Origin of the sequence: Mesorhizobium sp. M1338, from assembly GCF_040318045.1 — a bacterium.
Classification (GTDB): domain Bacteria; phylum Pseudomonadota; class Alphaproteobacteria; order Rhizobiales; family Rhizobiaceae; genus Mesorhizobium.
In genome coordinates, this window is record NZ_JAMYLL010000017.1 from 17561 (window position 1) to 36623 (window position 19063).

A 19063-nucleotide genomic window follows, 5' to 3' on the forward strand; every position below is an offset into this window, starting at 1 on the left:
AACCCCAGTCGATCGCGAATTGTAGAACTATCTGACGACCGGTTTGGGGCCCGACGCGGACCGATGGCATTGCAGTTACCTGCCATCGATCGATTTGAAAGTCGCGTCGCCTCGACATCGAAGCAAAGCCGCCGTCGCTGCCATGCGCCGTGCGGACTAGCCAGGACGTATGATGGTTACGCCAATCCACTCATTTGGGCGCGGCATCGCCAAATTGTGAAACTCTTCGAAATGGCACGGAAAATTGCGCGCCAGATATCGCACTACCCTGGCATTATCCATCAGTCGGTCAAAATAGCGACTGGCCACGACCAGTATCAGGCTCACGGAGCCACGTCGCTCCACAGCGCTCAAAAACTCACTGCTTAGCCCGCCAAGTTCAGCCGTCATCGCGCCCAGTTGGTCTTCAGACACGTTGGCAATCATCGCCGGATCGAAACCCTCGGCCAGCAGCGGGCGCGGCGTAAAAGCGACAAGGATCTTTGCGTACGTGAACGTGACCCGCTCCATAGCAACCATCAGCCGGGCAATTTCCAATCCCGTCAGGACCCGTCTTCGACGAAAGCTTATCCACGGCAACCGGGAGGAGCTTCGCAATGCTCGCCATATCGTCGGCAGCCCTCGTCGAAACTTCCTCTTCCTCGATTTTCTTTCGGCGACCTATCGACGGCTTTTCCTTGGGCTCCTCTTTGGCCGTAATGCGCACGATCGTGTCGCCGGCGACGACGACCCAGCCTTCCTCGCGTTGCTCGAAGAGCACCTGTCCCCCGTCGTGGAGCCCGCGCTGCGTCACGACTAGTACGTCACGTCGCCGACGCGCGCCTCCGTCGCATCGTCTCGTAGTCATCCGTGTCGTCGAGGAACGGCACGATCTCCGGGTATCGATACAGGAGCGGCATGATGCTACTCCGAGCGAGCGACGCAAGGACGCCCGCGACTTGGGATTTCTACTCTTTGTTGATCCCGGAGATCATAATCTTGGCAGACCCGGGAATTGCCAAGCTTGGGTTGTTTGCTCCCTCTTCCGACGAAGCTCCTCCACCTATCCCCAAGGTAAGTTCGACCTTGTAGATGCCATCCGGGAACAAATAGGGTTTGTTGCTCACGGCCGTGCCGCTCGCCTCGCGTAGATCGGTTATGACATTCCGGAATGCTTCCACAAATCCAGTCTCGTCCGCCTGTGCATAACCGCCCTCATGCGGCTCGAAGAGGTCGGGTCCGACGTCGAGGCGCTCGCCGTACAGATCCTTCATACGCTTATCGATTTCCTTAACAGTATAAAGGCTCTTAGGGCCTGCCGCCTTTCTGAGCTGGACATGCGGCCAGTCCTTAAAGCTCGACCAATGCCCCCCTGCGTTAAGCCCGATCTGCTTGGTCTCGGCGAGGTCGGCGTAAACGTGATACCCTTTCACCCCGCCATGAACGGCATCAGGATCCCATTCGGGCTTGCCGTTGACTTCCCAGTAGCAATCCACCGCTTCGCCCCATTGGTGCCAACTCATGCCTGGTAGCGCGTTCGTCACATGCTGCCCTTTGGGTGCACTCGTCTGCTCAAGCACATCTGCAAGAAAGGGCGCGCCTTGCGCCCGAAGGGAGGAAACAGCCGCCTTGATCTGCGTAGCACTTCGCGATTGCTTCCAAAGCTTGGCCTGAACCTGAGGCGTTCTAACTCCGCCGGACGCCACCATCTTGACGCCCTGCTTCGCGCATTCCTGGATGAGCAAAAGGGTGCGGGCTTCCATGTCCGGATCGAGACCTTGTAGTGCACCCGCGGCGAGCAGGATTTCCCACTCTTCGTCAGCGGCCGCCGCAGTTGGCTTTACGAGAGCAGCAAGACTGCTAAACGCGCCGAAATCTTTGCCACCTTGAGCTTCGTTATAGTCAACGCCGATCCTGCACAGGTTAGTGGACGGGTACTTCTGCAGAAGGCTCCAAAGATTGCTGTCTTTGAAGGCCCCATAACCGCTCCAACCAGTGGACTGTGCAAGCCATGTAAACTCAACAAGGCCCTTTTTGAGCAGCGTCGAGCAAGTTAGCCCACTTCCATACACGCCGATTTTGTAAATAGAGCCGGCAGCAGCCATTGAATCCCTGATACCTTGAAAGTACGGGACAATGCGCTGCTTTATGCTTGACTCGCTGACATCGAAGTCGATGGCAAAATAGATGGCTGAGCCGCTGGGCTGGCCGATCGCCTCACGCCCATACTTAATCGAATAGTCGGCATCCAACTTCCCAGATGCATAAGAAAAGAGCGAAAGGCTCGTTCCGATCTCATGGACGACCGCAATGCTCAGCTTTTCCGCAATAAGCTTTGTTGCTTCCGGTTCCCTGATGATTTTCCACGATCCCTGTGAGGCGCGACAATAATAACGTATGACTGTGTTTATACCCTCCTTCTTTAGGCACTTAGTGATATTTGTCGTTTTACTGCTGGCATCTATGATCGGAAATTTCCCTCCCAATCTCTGGTACTCGATTACAAATTCGTCATATTCATACTCAGAGATATCAAGATCGAGGCCCTCGAGCTCTGCTACCATAACTCATCCTCCCCCTTAACATTGGCGACGACAAACTGAACTCGCCACATTAGAAAGTCAAGATATGCATCTCGACTGCACTGATATGCATTCTCAGTGGATTTTGAAATATTGACCAACCATTTGATTTGCTTAAGAATTTCATATTTTGCTGCGGCGCACTAAGACAGCTAAGAGGTACTTCAGACTGCAAATTGCATCCTGCGTTGTATATTCATCAACCCGAGGCCAATTTCTGATCCCATTGTGGTTGTTCTGTTATGCCCTTTGCTTGCGCTTGCGAGCGCATTGTTGGCTTTCGGCTGGTTCGCTATCCGCGAGATGATCAACCACATGTTCCGCGAAATCCAATTTGAAGCGCTCAACCTGCATCGAAGGCCATCAGCCAAGCGTCAGGGAGGTGTCGTTTGGCGCAGTAGCGCTGCAAGCGACCGCGTGTCCTTTCTCCGCGACCCAAGCCCAGATACCGGACGGCGTTGCGCCAGTAGATATTCTGCAACTGGTCCGGCGTGAAGCCGGCGAGGCGAAGTTGCGCGTCGAGATTTGCGAGATAGTTGTTGTTGTCGAGTTCCTTGGCGATCATAGTCCAGTCGGTGCCGTACATCAGGTGGCGCACGTCTGGATCGTAAGCAATACGGAACGCTTCCAAACGGCGGCGGATCTCAGGGCGCTCTTCTTCTTGGCTATCCGGGATTGTCAGTTCGCTGAGATAGCTCAAATCAGCGAACAGAAAGTCACGACCATCGTCCTTGATCGTCTCACCGATAATTTCCTCCCACACTGGCCCAGAGTACTTATCTGCCTCGCATCTTAGTCCCTGAGGGGCATTGGCCCCAATGTCGAGTGCTTCGTCGAAGCCGCCGAAATGGGCAAGGTTGATTCGAAGGTGAGCATAGTTCGGCTTGGCAAGCACTTTGCGCCACCACTCGGGGCTTGCACGACGCCCATAGCCGCAAACTGAACCAAGGCTGTTTTCCGCATGCGCCATGATCGGCACATCTTCGGCCGCGCACCAATCGTATAGTTCCATAAGCGCGTGTTCAATGCTCTCCCCTTTTGGGCCTTCTGGCACTTTCGGAACGCCGAGCTTGCGGTTCTCAATGGGCTGAAATCCCATCGGCGGATAGAGCTTGACGCCAACGAAGCCGCAGTCGTTGATGGCATGCTTGACTACCTTTAAAACGTCGCGGTCTTCTGCCGAGCGGCGCGGATCGAAGCCCACCATGCTGTGCATGTGCATTCCGGTAGATTGCGCTATGGAAACCTGAAGCGCATCCATGACATCCACTTGTTCGGCGATGGACGAGATTGGCGGCTTGCCCAACCAACGATGCATATCGAGAAAGCTCGGCGTGATCATCTGCACGCAGCGCTTGTCTGCGAAGACCCGGATATATTCCCGCGCGATGGCCTCACGGCTGCCCAGCAGCAGACGAGCGAAATCTATATAACGTGCGATTTTCGAACCTTTGCCCTTTAGCTGACGGGCCACCTCAACCGATTTGGCTTTGTCGAGCGGCTCTCCACGTGCCTTGGCCGTCACAACGCCGGCTTCGGCGTAGATCTGGTTGAGCAGATCAGAGTAGTCGGGCTCGGCCTGGTCGCCGGCGATCGATTGAACGACCTTGTTTGGCGTGCGCTGGCTTTGATCAAGAGTCAGCAGTGCATCTGCCACTGCCTCGGTCTGGCGGTTGTCCAAGTGTTCGGGTGTTTCCATCGGCTGATGGCGGCGCAGATTGGCGGCTTCTCGCTTCGCGGTAATCGTATTGGCACTGAGGATTAAAACCAGCAACACAACCAGCGCGTCGACAATACCGCCCGCCCGGGCAACTTTTAGTTCCGGAATGACCTCTTCCCGGTGCTCGCCGAGCACGACATATCTGACAAAGCCTTCAACTGACACGTCCGAAGCGTTGAAGAGGTGGCAGTGGACATCAATGATGTTGCCCCGTCCATCTGCAACGCAGATTCCCGGGGGTAGCGGTCGCGTTACGCAGGCGGGCAGTATCGCGGCGGCTGCCGCACCACCCAGCCACTGTAGCAGTATCCGTCGATTTGGGATGCCCACAGCATCCACAACCAAGTTGCGCATTTGGCTGCCCCCTCGTTTCCCCAAGGTAATGTGCGTCAAAAAGGACCTGCTGTCGATCTGTCCGATCGCCCAGCATCACAGCTCTAATAGAGAACAATCGCCTGACGCGGGCCGATGCACAGCCTTTGGGGAATGAACGTCTGCGGTCCCAAAAATGGCTAGATTGAGCGAGCATAAAAGCAAGAGTTTCGCTGCGAACCGCGGAACGGGGTGTGGCACGTACGCGCCTGAGGTGCCACAACAGGAGTCGCGGGATCTAAGAGACAACAACCGCCGATATTGAGTTTGGAGGCGACTACCCCCATAACGAGATTCTCTCGATCGTCCGCAGCCACATCACCAATGCAGATGAGAAACTTCAGGTCTCAGTTCGTCGAGCGGACCGATCTCGCTATGAGCGGTGGGGCGACAATTCGCTCCTATCCGACGAGAAGTTGGAACTTTTCAACTATATCTTCAAAGAGCGGGAAAGGTTTATCAGACAGACCCGCTGGGTCACCAATTCCGAAACATAAGCCGGTCGCCGCTCTGCTCCAGCCACTCTTTGGCAGCCTTGTCGGCCTCCTCTTCCATGTTCTTCAACTGAGAAATCCGGTTGTAGATTTCACCCCCTTCGACCTCGAACACGGCAAGGGCACCGATCCAGTGGACATCGACTACGTTGCTGCCGAGGGTGGTTCACCTTGACCCGTGCTGCTCGGCTGTGGCCTTGTGAGATGGTCCAGCACCTCATCTAGGATCCGCTCCAGCTTGTCAGCCGGATAAGACAATCCAAATTTTCGGAGTTTTTTTATAGCGCGCTCAACGATACTAAGCTGGATACTTCGATCGGCTATAATGTCAGTAATTTTATCTACCTTATCGATAACATCATATATGGAATAGACGACAGAGCAGAACGTAACAATCTCATAGAGAAAAAGGTATATCGGCGCCCTCGGATTGTACTGGCCAGAGCGTGCTTTTATCGCCTCGCCTAATTTCGGATCGCCCTCATAGAACTCCGTCAGGAGGCGATCGAGCGACTGCGATGATATCGCACTGGCCGCCTCAGGGCGCAACGCCTTCACAATCTCTAGACATTGGTCGATTTCAGATGGCATGGTGACTTTCTCCCAGCATTTTTTGGATGGCCATGTCGAGCGTGAGCATCTTCCGGACGGCCTGATTGCGAGCGAAGATCGTTAGTATCACGAGGAGGGCGAATACTGTAGCCAACAGTCCGGTGGCGGGACGATGGATATCGGCATTCAGATAGATCCATAAGAACAATAGGCAGGCTGACGCATAGTGCGGCCAATTTGTCGGACGATGTCCGGCAAATTTCTCGACGGAAATTCCCCGCTCTAGTCTATTGAGATAGCCCGCGAGGTTAGCAACACGGGATTTGTTAATCAGTCGATCATATTGCGAAGTGAAGCTATTTGAATCGACAATTCGCTCCAGAAGTTTCCGAATCAAGGCCATCGCTAACTCCGGACTCTCGCGAGCGATATGAGTGAGCGCATAACCGTCTGCGAAGGTCTCGGCTGCGCTTTCGACTACGACCTTTCGAGAAAACACAAATGCGACAAGCAGCGTCAGCGCTATGGAGGCGCCGCCGAACCATGAGAGTCTAGCAACCGCGAGGCCAAAGACGCACGCGACGACTCCACTCAAGATCACCCATTTTGCGCCAACCCATATGACACCTCCCAACATAGATCCGTGAGCGATTTCGTGAAGCATAAGGTATTTCTGCAAGACCGGCATAGTCTTCATACTTAGGTCGCTGGCGATAAATAGGTACGAGTTTCCGAACATGTTAAAACCGCATTGATAATCCATTAATCGACCTGTCGAATCATAAAGTATTGTCATGTTGCCCGCATTTTTCGCAAACGGTCCAAACCTAAATGCCCTATGCAGGTAGCCGTACTCTGTCGCCAGAACTTCGTTGGGGATGACGTCTGCGGTCCGGATTGAGTTCTTTTCGGAGTTGTGGACTATCCAATAGATCGACCAAAGGGACTTGGTCCCTTCAAAAATCGCTACCGCATTTGGAACAGATACAATGAAAAGGAACCCGGCAAACGCTACTGCCGCAGCGCTCCAGGTGGCGCTCGCTAACAAGTAGGCGAGTAGGGCTGCCTTCAGTTCGATAAAGGCCGGTTCGATGGCAAACCTGAGCAAAGCTCCGATGAGACGAACCATAAGGCGCTCCAAGCATGGATGGTCATGACCCCCGCGTGCGGGCTGCATTGAAAATCGTCCGGCATCGTTCGGCTTTGAGCAAGCTGAAACGCACAGAATTCATTGCGAAACCGCTCTGGACTTCATCGAACACGTTGTGGCACATACGCGATCGGGGAGCCACGCAGGAGTCGCGGGGGTCCCTGCAAAGACCATGAACGGACTGGCTGGTTGCATCCGGGTATGGTGGAATTGAAAGACGCGCTGGATTCAAAATGTAGCGTGTCTATCTGTCGGTTGCTTGAATGAATGTCGATCGACGCCCATGCGCTTTGGGTAGCCGTCGGACTGATGACGATAGAGGGCGCAACCGCTACCTGCCATCGCTGAACATCAGCAATGTCCGCTTTCGGGGAATGGTAACGCCCGGGCCTATGACCGACATTGGGCGCGTTCCCGCCTGGCAGCTTTGGGGCCGACTGCGGACTGTCCTCTTTCGGCTGTGAATTGGCGAATAGCTGCCATTAGATGCTGGTAGGAACCACCACTTTTGACCCCAAGTCGGATGCTTTCCTCAAGTTGTATCATGGTTTGATGATGTACCGCCGCCATCCCGTCTCTTTCCTCGAAGGCTAGTCGCCGCCGCCGATCGACAGACTGAAGAACATCGACGCAATCTTGCTCGCGGTTTCCCCAAAAGATATTGTCCAGCTGCGCCATTTGCTTGACCATTTCTGAAGCTGGACTTCCGTCTTCCTGCCGAAGGCATGCGACATTGGCTTGAACGAGACATCGCTGACCCCGGGGCCGAGCGGATTAGCGCAACGCCTTGAGCTCGCGGTGGGCAGGGAATTCGTCCAGTGCCGCGTCGATCACGCTCTCGCGCGAAATGCTGCCGCCACCGCCCAGGGAGATCAGGCGGAGCGCGGCGAACCACTGCGCTCGTCCGTTGCCGCTCAGCCTGAGGCGCGAGACGTCGCCCCCCGCCCGCAGCCAGATGTCCTGGTCCGTCGGGCCGAGCGGGAAGAGGTCCCCTCATGATCTGCTCGAGGTCCCGGTGGCGCTGATTGACGCCCGGCGAGATCGACTTGGTGCCGCCGAGCGCGAGTGCGACGGGGAAGTTCTCCTCAAGGTCGCTAGCCTTGAACACTGGGTGCTGCCTTCCCGGGACGGACTGCCTGACCGTCTCAGACACGTGGTTGAACAGGTCAAACCCGATGGTCCCGTCGCTGGCGGCGGTGGCAGCGCCCTTGAGGCCGGAGAGCATCGCGGTCGTGAACACGCTGTTCCGCTCGCGTCTGAGCACCAGAGACGTCTCGGTCGCACGCGACGACGCGAGCACAACCCGGCCTGTCCCCCGCGCCAGTTTCCGCAGAGACTTCTCGTCGAACCCTTCGTCGTTCCCGTCCTGCCCATCATCGCCCAGGCCGGACTTAAGCGTGGCGGTGCCGGCGGCATGGCACGCGTCGACGACGAGGATGACCCGCGGTGCCTTGATGGCGGCGATCGCAGCGGACAGCTCGGCCTCGCCGAGCGACGTTCCTGCGACGTCCGTGAGCTTGCAATCGTAGGGGAGGAGCGCGCTCGTCGCCTCGGCGCCACTGCCGATGCGCGCCCCGTGGCCCGAGAAGAAGATCGCGACGGTGTCGTCGGCGGTCGCGGTCGCCGCGAGGTAGGCAAGCGCTTTGCGGATGTTTTCGAGCGTGGACGCGTCGTCGGTGAGGACAGTGACGTTCGCCTCCGGATATCTGCGGCGGTCTGGTGTTCCAGCTTAGCGATGGAAGTCGTCTCGTTCGAACCGTGGTTCCGATGGCCTTTCAATCAGCGCTTGCCGGGATCATGCTTGCCGCAGACCTGGTCAAGCATAGTGCGGGTTTTCCGATGAGTCGGACAACCAGCACTCGCATGAATCTACTGCGCCCCCTTGGTTCTCACCTCCATGATCCGAAAGCCAAAGATTCCAGCGGCCGCTGCATCTGCAGCGATGAGGATTTCATTGCCGCCTACAGGCTGAAACACGGCTGTGCCGTTGGACAGCTGAGCAACGGGTCCGCCTAAGAAATATCTGAAGTCTTCGTTACCGCGGACGGCGAGCTGTCAAGCGCTCACCGATGTTTTCGACCACGATCGAGTGCCTGATGAGAGTGCGGGCGGATACTATGACACGCTCGGCCCGCTGCTTGCCAATGTCAGGCCCAGAACCCACGACAGAGATCCTTGAGCGACGGCTCGCCGTTTAACGTTTTTTGTACTGTTATCTACGTTCGACCATATTCGTCGTCGAAGCGAACGATATCATCCTCGGCGAGATAATCGCCGCTCTGCACTTCAATGATAACCAGGTCAATTCTGCCTGGGTTCTCGAGCCGATGCTTATGGCCGCAGGGGATGTAAGTAGATTCGTTTGTCCCCAGGAACAACTCCTGCTCGCCATTGACGATTTTGGCGGAGCCGCTGACCACGACCCAGTGCTCCGAACGATGATAGTGCATCTGCAGGCTCAACTGGCGACCGGGCTTCACCTCGATGCGTTTGATCTTGAAGCGCTCGCCTTCCTCCAGAACCGTATAGGTACCCCAGGGCCGGTGTACCGTGCTATGGACCAGATGAGCTTCATGTCCCGAAGCCTTGAGGCCCTCGAAGAGCTTCTTAACGTCCTGAACGCGGTCGCGGGATGTGACAAGCAAAGCGTCCGGAGAATCCACGATCACCAGATCGCTTACGCCCACCGTGCCGATGACGCGCTTGTCGGAGCTCACATAGGTGCCGGTCGTGTCGACCATATGCACATCGCCGCGTATCCTGTTCCCGCTTTCGTCGGGGGCGATCAAATCGGCCATTGCGTTCCAGGATCCGATGTCGTTCCAATCCATGTCGCAGGGAACCACGGCAAGTCTGTTAGTCTTCTCCATGACAGCGTGGTCGAGCGAGATTCGCGGCGCGGAACCGAAATGCTCAGGCGCGAGTTCGATTTTGGCAAAGCCTTGGCATTGACTGGCGCGGCCGTTCTCGTAGCTGTCGGCGACGGCCTGGAGCACCTCGGGACAATGCAAAACCATCTCGTCGAGCATGGTTTGCGCACTGAAGCAGAAGATGCCGGCGTTCCAGAAGAAGCATTTGGACGCGACATAGGCTTTGGCTGTCTCCAGATCCGGTTTTTCAACGAAACGGACGACGTTCTCACCATCTGCTTCGATGTAGCCGAATGCGGTTTCCGGTCTGGTTGGGGTGATGCCCAATGTGGCGATCCGCCCGAGCTTCGCATGTTCCATGGCCAGGCCCATGACGTCTAGAAACGCAGGCAGGTTGCTAATCAGGTGATCGGCCGGGAAGACGCACAGGATCGCGTCAGGGCCTTGCGTTGCCCTCGCATGGATCGCGGCTGCAGCCACGGCGGCGGCCGTATCCCGAGCTTCGGGCTCGAGCAGAAAGGTGCGTGGCAGGACCACGGAATCCAGTTCGTCAAATTCGTCCTTGGTCAGGAAGAGGTGGTCCCCGGATGTCACAGCGACGAGTTCCACGACACCTTCTATCGAAGCGGCGCGCAGCACAGTGTGCTGAATGAGAGAATATCCATCCGCTACTTTGAGGAAAGGTTTGGGGTGCGATTGCCTTGAGGCGGGCCATAGCCGCGATCCGGCTCCGCCGCTGATGATCACGGGAATGACTTTCATAACCAACCTCAATCTCGTCTCTGGAGTGATCGCCCGCGTTCTTTCGAGCGTCAGCGTCACGATCGCCGTCGCTCTGGCTTGTCTGCGGCCCCCGCGTAACAGCGAAGTTCTGGCGCGTTGCGGGCGGCGTCAGATGACGACGCTATCGGTAATGTACGACGCCTCCACTGGCGTCGGTGAGAAATGCGCATTCAACTATGCCTGTTGGTTGCGTCTGCCGAATTGCGCAGGTGGCGGGTCATAACTGAGATCAGAGACTTGGCTGTCTTCTATCAAAGTCAAACGACTTGGCTCTTTCAGATCGAATTCAATTACCCGTGGTGCGAAAAGGCGTGCATATCGTGTAAAGGCGCTCGTCGGGGGAAACCGAATTACGGTATCGCAGCGCCCGAGAAGATACATCTCAACGAGGGCGGAAATTCCGCCGTCAATCCCGAGTGCTGCAGTGTGTAAGGGGCCAGCTTGATTGGGTCCGAAGTGCTTCGGGACAGTGAGCAGATCGGGAAACCTGGCCGACAGAAGATCCAGTATCCGCGCGCTGTCCGTGCATAAGAACAGCCGCACAGGCCTGGGGTGCGGTAACGCCTTAGCCTTGTCAATTGCAGCGCACACTTGCCGAACGGCGAGCTCCGGATCGGCCCAGTAGGGCGCATGCTCCATGATGTCTTCACCGTTACCGTGCCGAACATGAATCCCGATGATGCTGTGCCCCTCAAAACGTTCCTGATAAATGGCATCTATGCGGGCTTGAATTTCTGGCCGAGGCTGGACACTCTGGAACACCTGCCGCTCTGCATCCTCATCGCACCGCCACATCAGACAAGCGTCACACACTACTGTGTTCGCTTCGACATCGTGTTCGGCCTGAAAGAGCTCGCCCAACTCATCGCGCTCTTGGAAAATCTGCTCATCTGGCCGGTAAAGGCACTCGATCGCCGGCCTGTTCCACCACTCCGGGAAGAATGGACCAGGGAAGGAAACGTCGTTGATCCGGTCGTCGGAAATAGCCGGCACGCCAGCGATGTCATTGATCGGCTGGAAGAACACCGGAAACGCATTTGTGAAGGGTTGGTCGAGGTAGCAGGCCCCCCGCCAGTCGATGACTAGAGTTCGTCCCGACCGCTGCGCGTAGCGCCAAGCGGCCGCCAATGACCACAGACAGTCACCGAACCCCGTACGCCTCCGAGAGACGACGAACCGGCGCTTTTCCAATCCACTAACATGCATTTTCGGAAATCTCGTTCAGAGAGGAGGTTGCCCGGTTTGGTATCCTTAGTCGACACGTAGACCCTGACGCCGGGCGCTTGGCAGAGGCCGGGCCATAGGGCAGAAGAGCTCACTCAGCACTGCCCACTAATCCCGTGACGCTCGCACAGCTTGAAGCCGATGCCCTCGCTTCCGGTTCCGCCTTCTCTACTGGGCCTCCGCGGCATATGTAAAATCTATTGAGTGGATGCCGGCCATCCATGTGTTGGATGCCATGATGAAGGGGCTCGGCTGACGCGGGCCCGGCCAATAGAGCCGAAACAGCCGGGAAACGCTGCGACACTGCCTGCCGGAGCAAATCGTTCCGTCGACGCCATACGCCAAGGGTTCAAGGCTGCATACAGCAACCGGTACCGGGCGAGATGAGGTCGACAGCTCGACGCGCCTGGAACCAGCTGATCGACAGAATCTGCAGTCTGCTCCCAAAGTTCTGCACGACCTGTGCCGGATGCTGTGGTGAGGGCTCGCGGCCACGAACGTCGTCCTCGCCCCGAACGGAAGCTCGCGCCTACGACTCCGGGCCGGCGATGCGCCCCCGCTGCTCGGTCGGACCATCCATTCTGTGGATGCACTTTATCCAAACAATCGATTTCACTGATCCAAACAATTCCCATTAGAAGACGCTGAAGCAAGAAAGAAAGGCGTCCTCACTCGCTGATGGATGAGCAAATCAGCTGCAAGGTGCTGGGAGTACATGTCGCTCACGGCGTGAGCTGAGCGGCACTCAGACCGCATGTACGAAGCCGACAGGTTAGCGGCGCAACTCTATTTTGCTGTGACTCCAAGCAAGAGGTGTGCTCGGCTGGCGGACTGTCAATGACGAGCTTCGCGCCGCATCTGTCGAAGTGCTCCATAGCGCACGGGGCTGGCCGCACATTCTGTCGGCCTGGCGAGCCGGAGCCGAAACTTTAAACTTTAATAGGGCAGGAATAGAATGGGCGATAGCAGGAAAGTTGCTCTTATTACGGGCATAACTGGACAGGATGGTGCCTATCTTGCCCGTCTTCTTCTCAAAAAAGGCTACATCGTTCATGGGATTAAGCGACGTTCCTCTTCCTTCAACACGGGTCGTATCGAAGACCTCTACCAAGACCCGCACGAATCCGATCCGCGCCTGATCTTGCATTACGGTGACCTCACTGATTCGACTAACCTCATCCGCGTGGTTCAGGAATCTCAGCCAGACGAAATTTACAACTTGGCTGCTCAGAGCCATGTGCAGGTGTCGTTCGAAACACCTGAGTACACAGCAAACGCGGACGGTATCGGTACATTGCGACTTCTTGAGGCGATTCGCCTCCTCGGTCTGACGGACAAGACCCGCTTCTATCAAGCCTCGACTTCGGAGCTATACGGCCTCGTGCAGTCCGTACCGCAGAACGAAACGACGCCCTTTTATCCGCGCAGCCCTTACGCCGCCGCCAAGCTCTACGCCTACTGGATGGTCGTCAATTATCGCGAGGGCTATGGTATGCACGCTTCCAACGGCATTCTTTTTAATCACGAAAGCCCCCTTCGTGGCGAAACTTTTGTGACGCGCAAGATCAGCCGCGCTGCCGCTGCTATCTACCTGGGCAAGCAGGACAAGCTTTATCTCGGCAATCTCGATGCTCAACGCGATTGGGGCCATGCGCGTGAGTACGTGCGAGGTATGTGGATGATGATACAGCAGGATCAACCGGATGATTACGTGCTGGCTACGGGCAAAACGACTCCTGTCCGCCAATTCGTCGAGTGGGCTTTCGAAGATATCGGCGTCGAGATCGAATGGCGTGGCAAGGGTGTCGGCGAAAAGGGCTATGATGTAGCGAGCGGCAGATGCCTAGTCCAAGTGGACCCACGCTACTTCCGCCCCACGGAAGTCGATCTTCTCCTGGGTGACGCTACCAAGGCGAAGGAGAAGCTCGGCTGGGTGCATGAGACATCCGTGCGCGAGCTTGCTGCGGAAATGGTACGCGAAGACCTGAAGGTCATGCAGACATCTGTAGTCATGAAGGAAGCGTAATGTATGATCTGAACGGAAAAACCGTGTGGGTCGCTGGCCACAAAGGTATGGTGGGCAGCGCTGTTGTACGCCGACTCGCGTCTGAAGACTGCAAAGTTGTGGCCGCCCCTCGGGGAGAGCTAGACCTCAAGCGACAGACCGAAGTTGAAAACTTCGTGGCAGTGATGAAACCGGACGCTATCATTATGGCGGCGGCAAAGGTAGGTGGTATTCTCGCGAACGCCACCTATCCGGTCGACTTTCTTTACGACAATCTGATGATCGAGGCCAATATCTTCGCGGCAGCCCACGAAAACAATGTCGACCGCGTCCTCTTCCTCGGCTCGTCTTGCATTTATCCGAAGATGGCACCACAGCCCATTCCTGAAAGCGCGCTTTTGACCGGGCCACTAGAGCGCACCAACGAATGCTACGCCGTCGCCAAGATCACCGGCATCAAAATGGCTCAAGCCTATCGCCAGCAATACGGCCGCGACTACATCTCCGCTATGCCGACGAATCTCTACGGGCCAGGCGACAATTATGACTTGCAGTCAAGCCACGTCATCCCAGCGCTGATCCGGAAAGCGCATGAAGCTAAGCTCATAAGTGATAAGCAAATCACCATCTGGGGCACGGGCACACCACGTCGGGAATTCATGCACGTCGACGACTGCGCCGACGCATTAGTCTTCCTTCTGAAGAACTACTCTGACCATGATCACGTCAATCTCGGCTGCGGACAGGACATCACGATCCTAGAGCTGACTAGAATGATCTGCCGTGTAGTCGGATTTACCGGGGAGATCGCGCATGATCACTCTAGACCTGACGGTACACCGCGAAAGCTGATGAGCGTCGACAAGCTGCGCACTTTGGGATGGGCAGCAAAGATCACTCTCATGGAAGGCATCGAGAGTGTCTATCATGCATTTCTAAACGGGAGCTACACCGAACGGCGATAGATAAGAGGATTTGCTGCGTCTCAGGCCTGTACGCGCTTTCGGGACCCAGAGCTAATGTAGACTGAGACAATCACTCGATGGCGATAGCGCTCATGTGAGCCAGCCGCGAGGAGCCCCGCCGGACCCGGACCCCATCCGCTCCAACCTCGTCGCCGTGAAGGTCACGGTGCGCTGCCCACGCCGACGCCGACTGCGTCAATCCTCACAAGGGTAACCGTCGATAACCGAACGCGTCTACGGTAACCGAATGTACTTCTTGTTCTCGTCCGAGGGATCTGTCGATGGGCATTCCGGACGAGCCAAAGTTTGAGCATGTTACCTTCAAAACCCGGTTAGCAACGTCGGATTTGGTATGAAATTCGGAACAAGTGGATTACGGGGCCTGGCGACAGAATTGGCAGGAGCCGCCTCTGCCCTATATGCAACGGCATTCGCGACATTCCTGCTGGAATCCGGCCTGGCCAGAATTGGCGACGAGATACTCATAGGGCGCGACTTTCGCGCCTCGAGTCCGGCCATCGCCGCCGTCTGTGCGGCGGCACTGTCCGCGCTCGGCTTCATCGTAGTCGATTGCGGCGCAGTCCCCACCCCTGCCCTGGCACTGTATGCTCAGGCGCGTAAGAGTGGTTGTTTGATGATCACAGGCTCGCACATTCCGGCCGACCGTAATGGAATAAAATTCTATCGACCCGACGGTGAGATCGACAAGGGTGATGAGCGGGAGATAACGCGCATCGCCTTGCAGTTGGAGAAGCGCGGATACGTCCTTGAAGGTGCTGTTGCACGTCGGCAGCACCGGGAGGCCGAATGCAAGGCCTTTTTCATGGCGCGCAATCGAAAGCTTATGGAGATTAATGCTCTAAAGGGCTTAACGGTGGGCGTATATCAGCACAGCACAGTCGCGCGCGATCTCTTAGTTGACATTCTCTCATATCACTGTGCGACGGTCGTAACCCTGGGACGTTCGGAAGGTTTCATTCCTGTCGACACTGAAGCGGTCTCTGACGAGACTGCTCAACAGTTCAAGCTCTGGGCCAAAGAGCATCGGCTTGATGCGGTCGTCTCGGCAGATGGCGATGGTGACCGCCCACTGGTAGCTGACGACCACGGAGACCCCCTTCGCGGTGATTTGTTAGGCCTGATTACGGCGAACTTCCTGCAAGCGAAGGCAGTCGTCACGCCGGTCACATCAAACTCTGGTATCGAGACCGCAGGTTCTTTTAAAGTCGTGCGTACCAAGGTTGGATCGCCATTTGTTATTGCTGCCATGCTCGATTTGGTTGCGTCGGGTCACGAGCGCGTGGTTGGTTTCGAAGCAAACGGTGGTTTGTTGACCGGCACGGACTTTGACCCGAACGGAACTAAACTGACAGCGCTACCTACACGCGACAGTTTTCTCCCCATCCTTGCGGCACTTTCCCTTGTTAGTACAAGTGGGCAGCCACTGTCGGAGATTGGCAGTTCCTTTCAATTGCCGGCAGCGGCGGCGGATCGCTTGGAAAATTTTTCCGTCGAAAGCAGCACTCGCCTCATGACATACCTTCGTACAGCGGAAACTAACATCGCCGCCTTCGTCGGGTCGATAGGAGTGGTAAGCAAGGTTAGCGATGTTGACGGACTTCGTATCACTCTCGCGGATAAGCGTGTCTTGCATTTGCGTCCATCCGGAAATGCCCCGGAAATGCGGTGCTACGTCGAAGCCGAAAATCGGGAGGACGCGGAGCTTTTGCTCCGGACTGGATTGGATCGAATTCGTAATTGGACGCAAGGCTAAATAAAAGCCGCCTCCCTGCGTATTCCAGGTGACCCTGGGGGTCGCACAAGCTACTCAAGCGCGATCAGAACGTCCACAGTGTCCCGGCCCTGTCCGCTTTGAAGCAAACCGGAACGCCCGTGGAAACAGCCGATCCGTACCAGCCACGGAGCATCCGGTAGCTCATGGTCAAGGCAGCGCCTTCCGGTAGCGAACAGCCGGTCCCGCACTCACCGCCTGTGCCGCATGTACGATGGCGTTGGTGTCCAGGCCGTGGTGACGGTATAGGTCCGCAATAGTCCCCGTCTGGCCGAACTGCTCGACCCCGAGCGCCTTCACGCGATGCCCGTTAACCCCACCGAGCCACGCGAGCGTCGCCGGGTGGCCGTCGATCACGGTGACGATGCCGCAGTCACGCGATAGCGGCGCGAGCAGCCGCTCGATATGACTCAGGGCGCCAATCGCGCCACGCTGCCGGGCACGTTCCGCCGCCTGCCAGCCCGCATTAAGCCGGTCCGCGGAGGTGATCGCGAGCAGCCCGACATCGCGCCGGTCCTCCGCCAGAAGACCCGTCGCGGCAATCGCCTCCGGCGCGACGACGCCTTGATAAGCAATGACGACACTCGCGTTGGGCCCAGGCGGACGCAGCCAATAGGCGCCATTGACGATGTCCCGCGCGAGCGCCGGGTGTTCATGTCGCGCGGCGGCTGCTCGAGCGGCCGGGTTGACAGGCGAAGATAGACCGATCCTCCGGTCTGATCACGCAGCCACGTCGTCTCATCCGGATCCCCCTCGCCATTACGTTGCATGTAATCGAAGGCAAAGCGCATGATCACGGACAGTTCGTCGACGAAGGCCGGTTCGAAGGCGCAAAGCCCATCCTGCGCCATGCCGATCAATGGGGTGCCGATCGACTGGTGTGCTCCGCCCTCGGGCGCTAGCGTCACGCCCGAGGGCGTTGCGACCAGCATGAAGCGCGCATCCTGATAGCAGGCGTAGTTTAGCTGGTCGGCCGATCGGTAGATGAAGGGATCATAGACTGTCCCGATCGGCAGCAGGCGCACGCCATTGATCGAGTGCGAGAGACCGAGCGCCCCGAGCATGATCATCAGGTTCGACTCGGCGATCCCGAGCTCGAGGTGCTGCCCCTTCGGCCCAAATTCCCAGGTAAAGGTCGACGGAATGCGTTCGGCCTTGAAGGTGTCCGCCATGGTCTCCCGGGCGAAAAGGCCGCGCCGGTTGACCCAGCCACCGAGATTGGTCGAGACCGTCACATCGGGCGAGGTGGTGACAATGCGATCGGCAAGCAGACTGCGCTCGCGTGCGATGTCGTTCAGGATCTGTCCGAACCCCATCTGGGTCGAGAGCGGCTTGCCGGGCTGCCCCGGTGACGGAAGGGTTTCAGGCACCGGCACCGACGGCGCAGACAGCCTCCTACGCCCCTCACTGAAGAACGGCGCCTTTGCGAAGAAGGCGTCAAGTTCCGCTTCCGGCAAGGTGGCGGCCGCCCATTTGTCCCACTCCTCACCCCGCTTTACGCCCATTTGCAGGCGGTAGTCTTCCATCTGCGTGGGCGTCATCTGCCCCGCGTGGTTGTCCTTGTGTCCGGCAAGCGGCAGACCGTAGCCCTTGATGGTGTAACAGATGAAGCAGACGGGACGGTCATGCCTGGACGCCGCCTCGAAGGCTTCGAGGAGGCTCGGCATGTCATGCCCGCCAAGGTTCGTCATCAACGCCTGCAACTCGTCGTCGGAGCGGCGTTCGATCAGAGTGGTGACCGGCCCTTGGTCTCCGATCTCGTCGAGCAGCCGCTTGCGCCAGGCAGCACCCCCTTGGAAGGTCAGCGCCGAATAGAGCTGGTTCGGACAGCGCTCTATCCACTCGAGCAGCTTCTCGCCCCCCGGCTCGGCAAAGGCAGCCTCTTGCAGAGCCCCGTGGCGCAGGACCATCACGTCCCAGCCGAAGTTGCGAAAAATCTGCTCGAACCGCTGCCAGAGGCCCTCCCGGATCACGGCGTCGAGCGACTGGCGATTGTAGTCGACCACCCACCAGCAGTTCCTGAGCCCGTGCTTCCAGCCTTCGATCAGGGCCTCGTAGATGTTGCCCTCATCCATCTCGGCGTCGCCGATCAGGCTGACCATTCGGCCCTCGGCACGCTCCTTCATCCAGCCGTGACCCGAGACGTAGTCCTGCACCAGCGACGAGAACAGCGTCTGAGCAACGCCGAGACCCACCGACCCGGTCGAGAAGTCGACATCGTCGACATCCTTCGTCCGCGAAGGGTAGCTCTGCGCGCCCTTGTAGCCGCGGAAGTTCATGAGCTTTTCGTGCGTCTGGTTGCCCGCCAGATACTGAAGTGCATGGAAGATCGGCGCCGCATGGGGTTTGACCGCCACTCGATCCTGCGGGCGCAGGACCGAACCGTAGAGCGCGGTCATGATGGTACTCAGCGACGCGGACGAGGCCTGATGCCCCCCGACCTTGATCTCATCGCCCTCGCGGACGTGGTTGGCGTGGTGGATCGTCCAGGCTGCGAGCCAGGAGACGCAGCGCTCGATCTCGTGCAGATATTCCAGTTTCCTCGTCATTCAGTTTCCCGCAAATCAGCTGCCGG

At 57.4% G+C, this 19063-nt stretch carries 13 protein-coding genes and 2 pseudogenes; 4 read left to right on the forward strand and 11 right to left on the reverse strand.

Translation table 11 applies throughout. The annotated features are described in order from the left end of the window. Positions 1-156 precede the first annotated feature (156 nt). Complete coding sequence (locus tag NKH19_RS17070; RefSeq protein ID WP_245270344.1) at positions 157-510, reverse strand: plasmid partitioning protein RepB C-terminal domain-containing protein; 354 nt, start codon at positions 508-510, stop codon at positions 157-159. Here NKH19_RS17070 and NKH19_RS17075 point away from each other — a divergent pair. Next, positions 491-799, forward strand: coding sequence for a hypothetical protein (locus NKH19_RS17075; RefSeq protein WP_155923848.1), 309 nt, complete (start codon positions 491-493; stop codon positions 797-799). The two genes, NKH19_RS17070 and NKH19_RS17075, sit on opposite strands and share 20 nt — an antisense overlap. A 148-nt stretch (positions 800-947) precedes the next feature. Here NKH19_RS17075 and NKH19_RS17080 read toward each other — a convergent pair whose 3' ends face one another. The 9 genes and pseudogenes from NKH19_RS17080 to NKH19_RS17120 all read right to left on the reverse strand — a co-directional run bounded on the left by NKH19_RS17080 (position 948) and on the right by NKH19_RS17120 (position 11708). Beyond that, the gene (locus tag NKH19_RS17080) at positions 948-2543 is read right to left on the reverse strand and encodes a glycoside hydrolase domain-containing protein (protein WP_352982436.1); all 1596 of its coding nucleotides are present in this window, start codon (positions 2541-2543) and stop codon (positions 948-950) included. A gap of 361 nt (positions 2544-2904) precedes the next feature. Beyond that, the gene (locus tag NKH19_RS17085; RefSeq protein WP_081731035.1) at positions 2905-4635 is read right to left on the reverse strand and encodes an amidohydrolase family protein; all 1731 of its coding nucleotides are present in this window, start codon (positions 4633-4635) and stop codon (positions 2905-2907) included. A 495-nt stretch (positions 4636-5130) separates the two neighbouring features. Further along, positions 5131-5262, reverse strand: coding sequence for a hypothetical protein (locus NKH19_RS17090; protein ID WP_023829607.1), 132 nt, complete (start codon positions 5260-5262; stop codon positions 5131-5133). A 29-nt stretch (positions 5263-5291) separates the two neighbouring features. After that, a complete protein-coding gene (locus tag NKH19_RS17095) occupies positions 5292-5738 on the reverse strand; it encodes a hypothetical protein (protein ID WP_352982438.1) in 447 nt (148 codons plus the stop codon). After that, complete coding sequence (locus tag NKH19_RS17100) at positions 5728-6828, reverse strand: hypothetical protein (RefSeq protein WP_352982440.1); 1101 nt, start codon at positions 6826-6828, stop codon at positions 5728-5730. The genes NKH19_RS17095 and NKH19_RS17100 overlap by 11 nt, the downstream gene beginning before the upstream one ends. Positions 6829-7623: 795 nt before the next feature. Beyond that, a complete protein-coding gene (locus NKH19_RS17105; protein WP_352982477.1) occupies positions 7624-7806 on the reverse strand; it encodes an effector-associated domain EAD1-containing protein in 183 nt (60 codons plus the stop codon). Positions 7807-7984: 178 nt separating this feature from the next. Continuing rightward, positions 7985-8500, reverse strand: a pseudogene (locus NKH19_RS17110) (caspase family protein); the annotation flags it as partial. A 565-nt stretch (positions 8501-9065) separates the two neighbouring features. Then, positions 9066-10481 carry a mannose-1-phosphate guanylyltransferase/mannose-6-phosphate isomerase gene (locus NKH19_RS17115; RefSeq protein ID WP_023776443.1) on the reverse strand — a complete coding sequence of 472 codons (1416 nt, stop codon included), beginning with the start codon at positions 10479-10481 and terminating at the stop codon, positions 9066-9068. A gap of 195 nt (positions 10482-10676) precedes the next feature. Continuing rightward, positions 10677-11708, reverse strand: coding sequence for a nodulation protein NodZ (locus tag NKH19_RS17120; RefSeq protein WP_023735778.1), 1032 nt, complete (start codon positions 11706-11708; stop codon positions 10677-10679). Positions 11709-12681: 973 nt separating this feature from the next. Here NKH19_RS17120 and gmd point away from each other — a divergent pair. The 3 genes from gmd to NKH19_RS17135 all read left to right on the forward strand — a co-directional run bounded on the left by gmd (position 12682) and on the right by NKH19_RS17135 (position 16470). Further along, on the forward strand, positions 12682-13752 hold the full coding sequence (gmd, locus tag NKH19_RS17125) for a GDP-mannose 4,6-dehydratase (protein ID WP_023692482.1): 1071 nt from the start codon (positions 12682-12684) through the stop codon (positions 13750-13752). Further along, the gene (fcl, locus tag NKH19_RS17130) at positions 13752-14696 is read left to right on the forward strand and encodes a GDP-L-fucose synthase (protein ID WP_023689384.1); all 945 of its coding nucleotides are present in this window, start codon (positions 13752-13754) and stop codon (positions 14694-14696) included. Before gmd ends, fcl begins: the two co-directional genes overlap by 1 nt. Positions 14697-15048: 352 nt before the next feature. Next, on the forward strand, positions 15049-16470 hold the full coding sequence (locus tag NKH19_RS17135; protein WP_023735779.1) for a phosphomannomutase: 1422 nt from the start codon (positions 15049-15051) through the stop codon (positions 16468-16470). Between the two features lie 168 nt (positions 16471-16638). Here NKH19_RS17135 and NKH19_RS17140 read toward each other — a convergent pair. Beyond that, positions 16639-19037: pseudogene (locus NKH19_RS17140) on the reverse strand (transketolase). Positions 19038-19063 lie beyond the last annotated feature (26 nt).

Bases quoted from the DNA above. Each gene is read 5' to 3' on its own strand.
- NKH19_RS17070 (WP_245270344.1), bottom strand. From the start codon at position 510: ATGGAGCGGGTCACGTTCACGTACGCAAAGATCCTTGTCGCTTTTACG.
- NKH19_RS17080 (WP_352982436.1), bottom strand. From the start codon at position 2,543: ATGGTAGCAGAGCTCGAGGGCCTCGATCTTGATATCTCTGAGTATGAA.
- NKH19_RS17085 (WP_081731035.1), bottom strand. From the start codon at position 4,635: ATGCGCAACTTGGTTGTGGATGCTGTGGGCATCCCAAATCGACGGATA.
- NKH19_RS17095 (WP_352982438.1), bottom strand. From the start codon at position 5,738: ATGCCATCTGAAATCGACCAATGTCTAGAGATTGTGAAGGCGTTGCGC.
- NKH19_RS17100 (WP_352982440.1), bottom strand. From the start codon at position 6,828: ATGGTTCGTCTCATCGGAGCTTTGCTCAGGTTTGCCATCGAACCGGCC.
- NKH19_RS17115 (WP_023776443.1), bottom strand. From the start codon at position 10,481: ATGAAAGTCATTCCCGTGATCATCAGCGGCGGAGCCGGATCGCGGCTA.
- NKH19_RS17120 (WP_023735778.1), bottom strand. From the start codon at position 11,708: ATGCATGTTAGTGGATTGGAAAAGCGCCGGTTCGTCGTCTCTCGGAGG.
- gmd (WP_023692482.1), top strand. From the start codon at position 12,682: ATGGGCGATAGCAGGAAAGTTGCTCTTATTACGGGCATAACTGGACAG.
- fcl (WP_023689384.1), top strand. From the start codon at position 13,752: ATGTATGATCTGAACGGAAAAACCGTGTGGGTCGCTGGCCACAAAGGT.
- NKH19_RS17135 (WP_023735779.1), top strand. From the start codon at position 15,049: ATGAAATTCGGAACAAGTGGATTACGGGGCCTGGCGACAGAATTGGCA.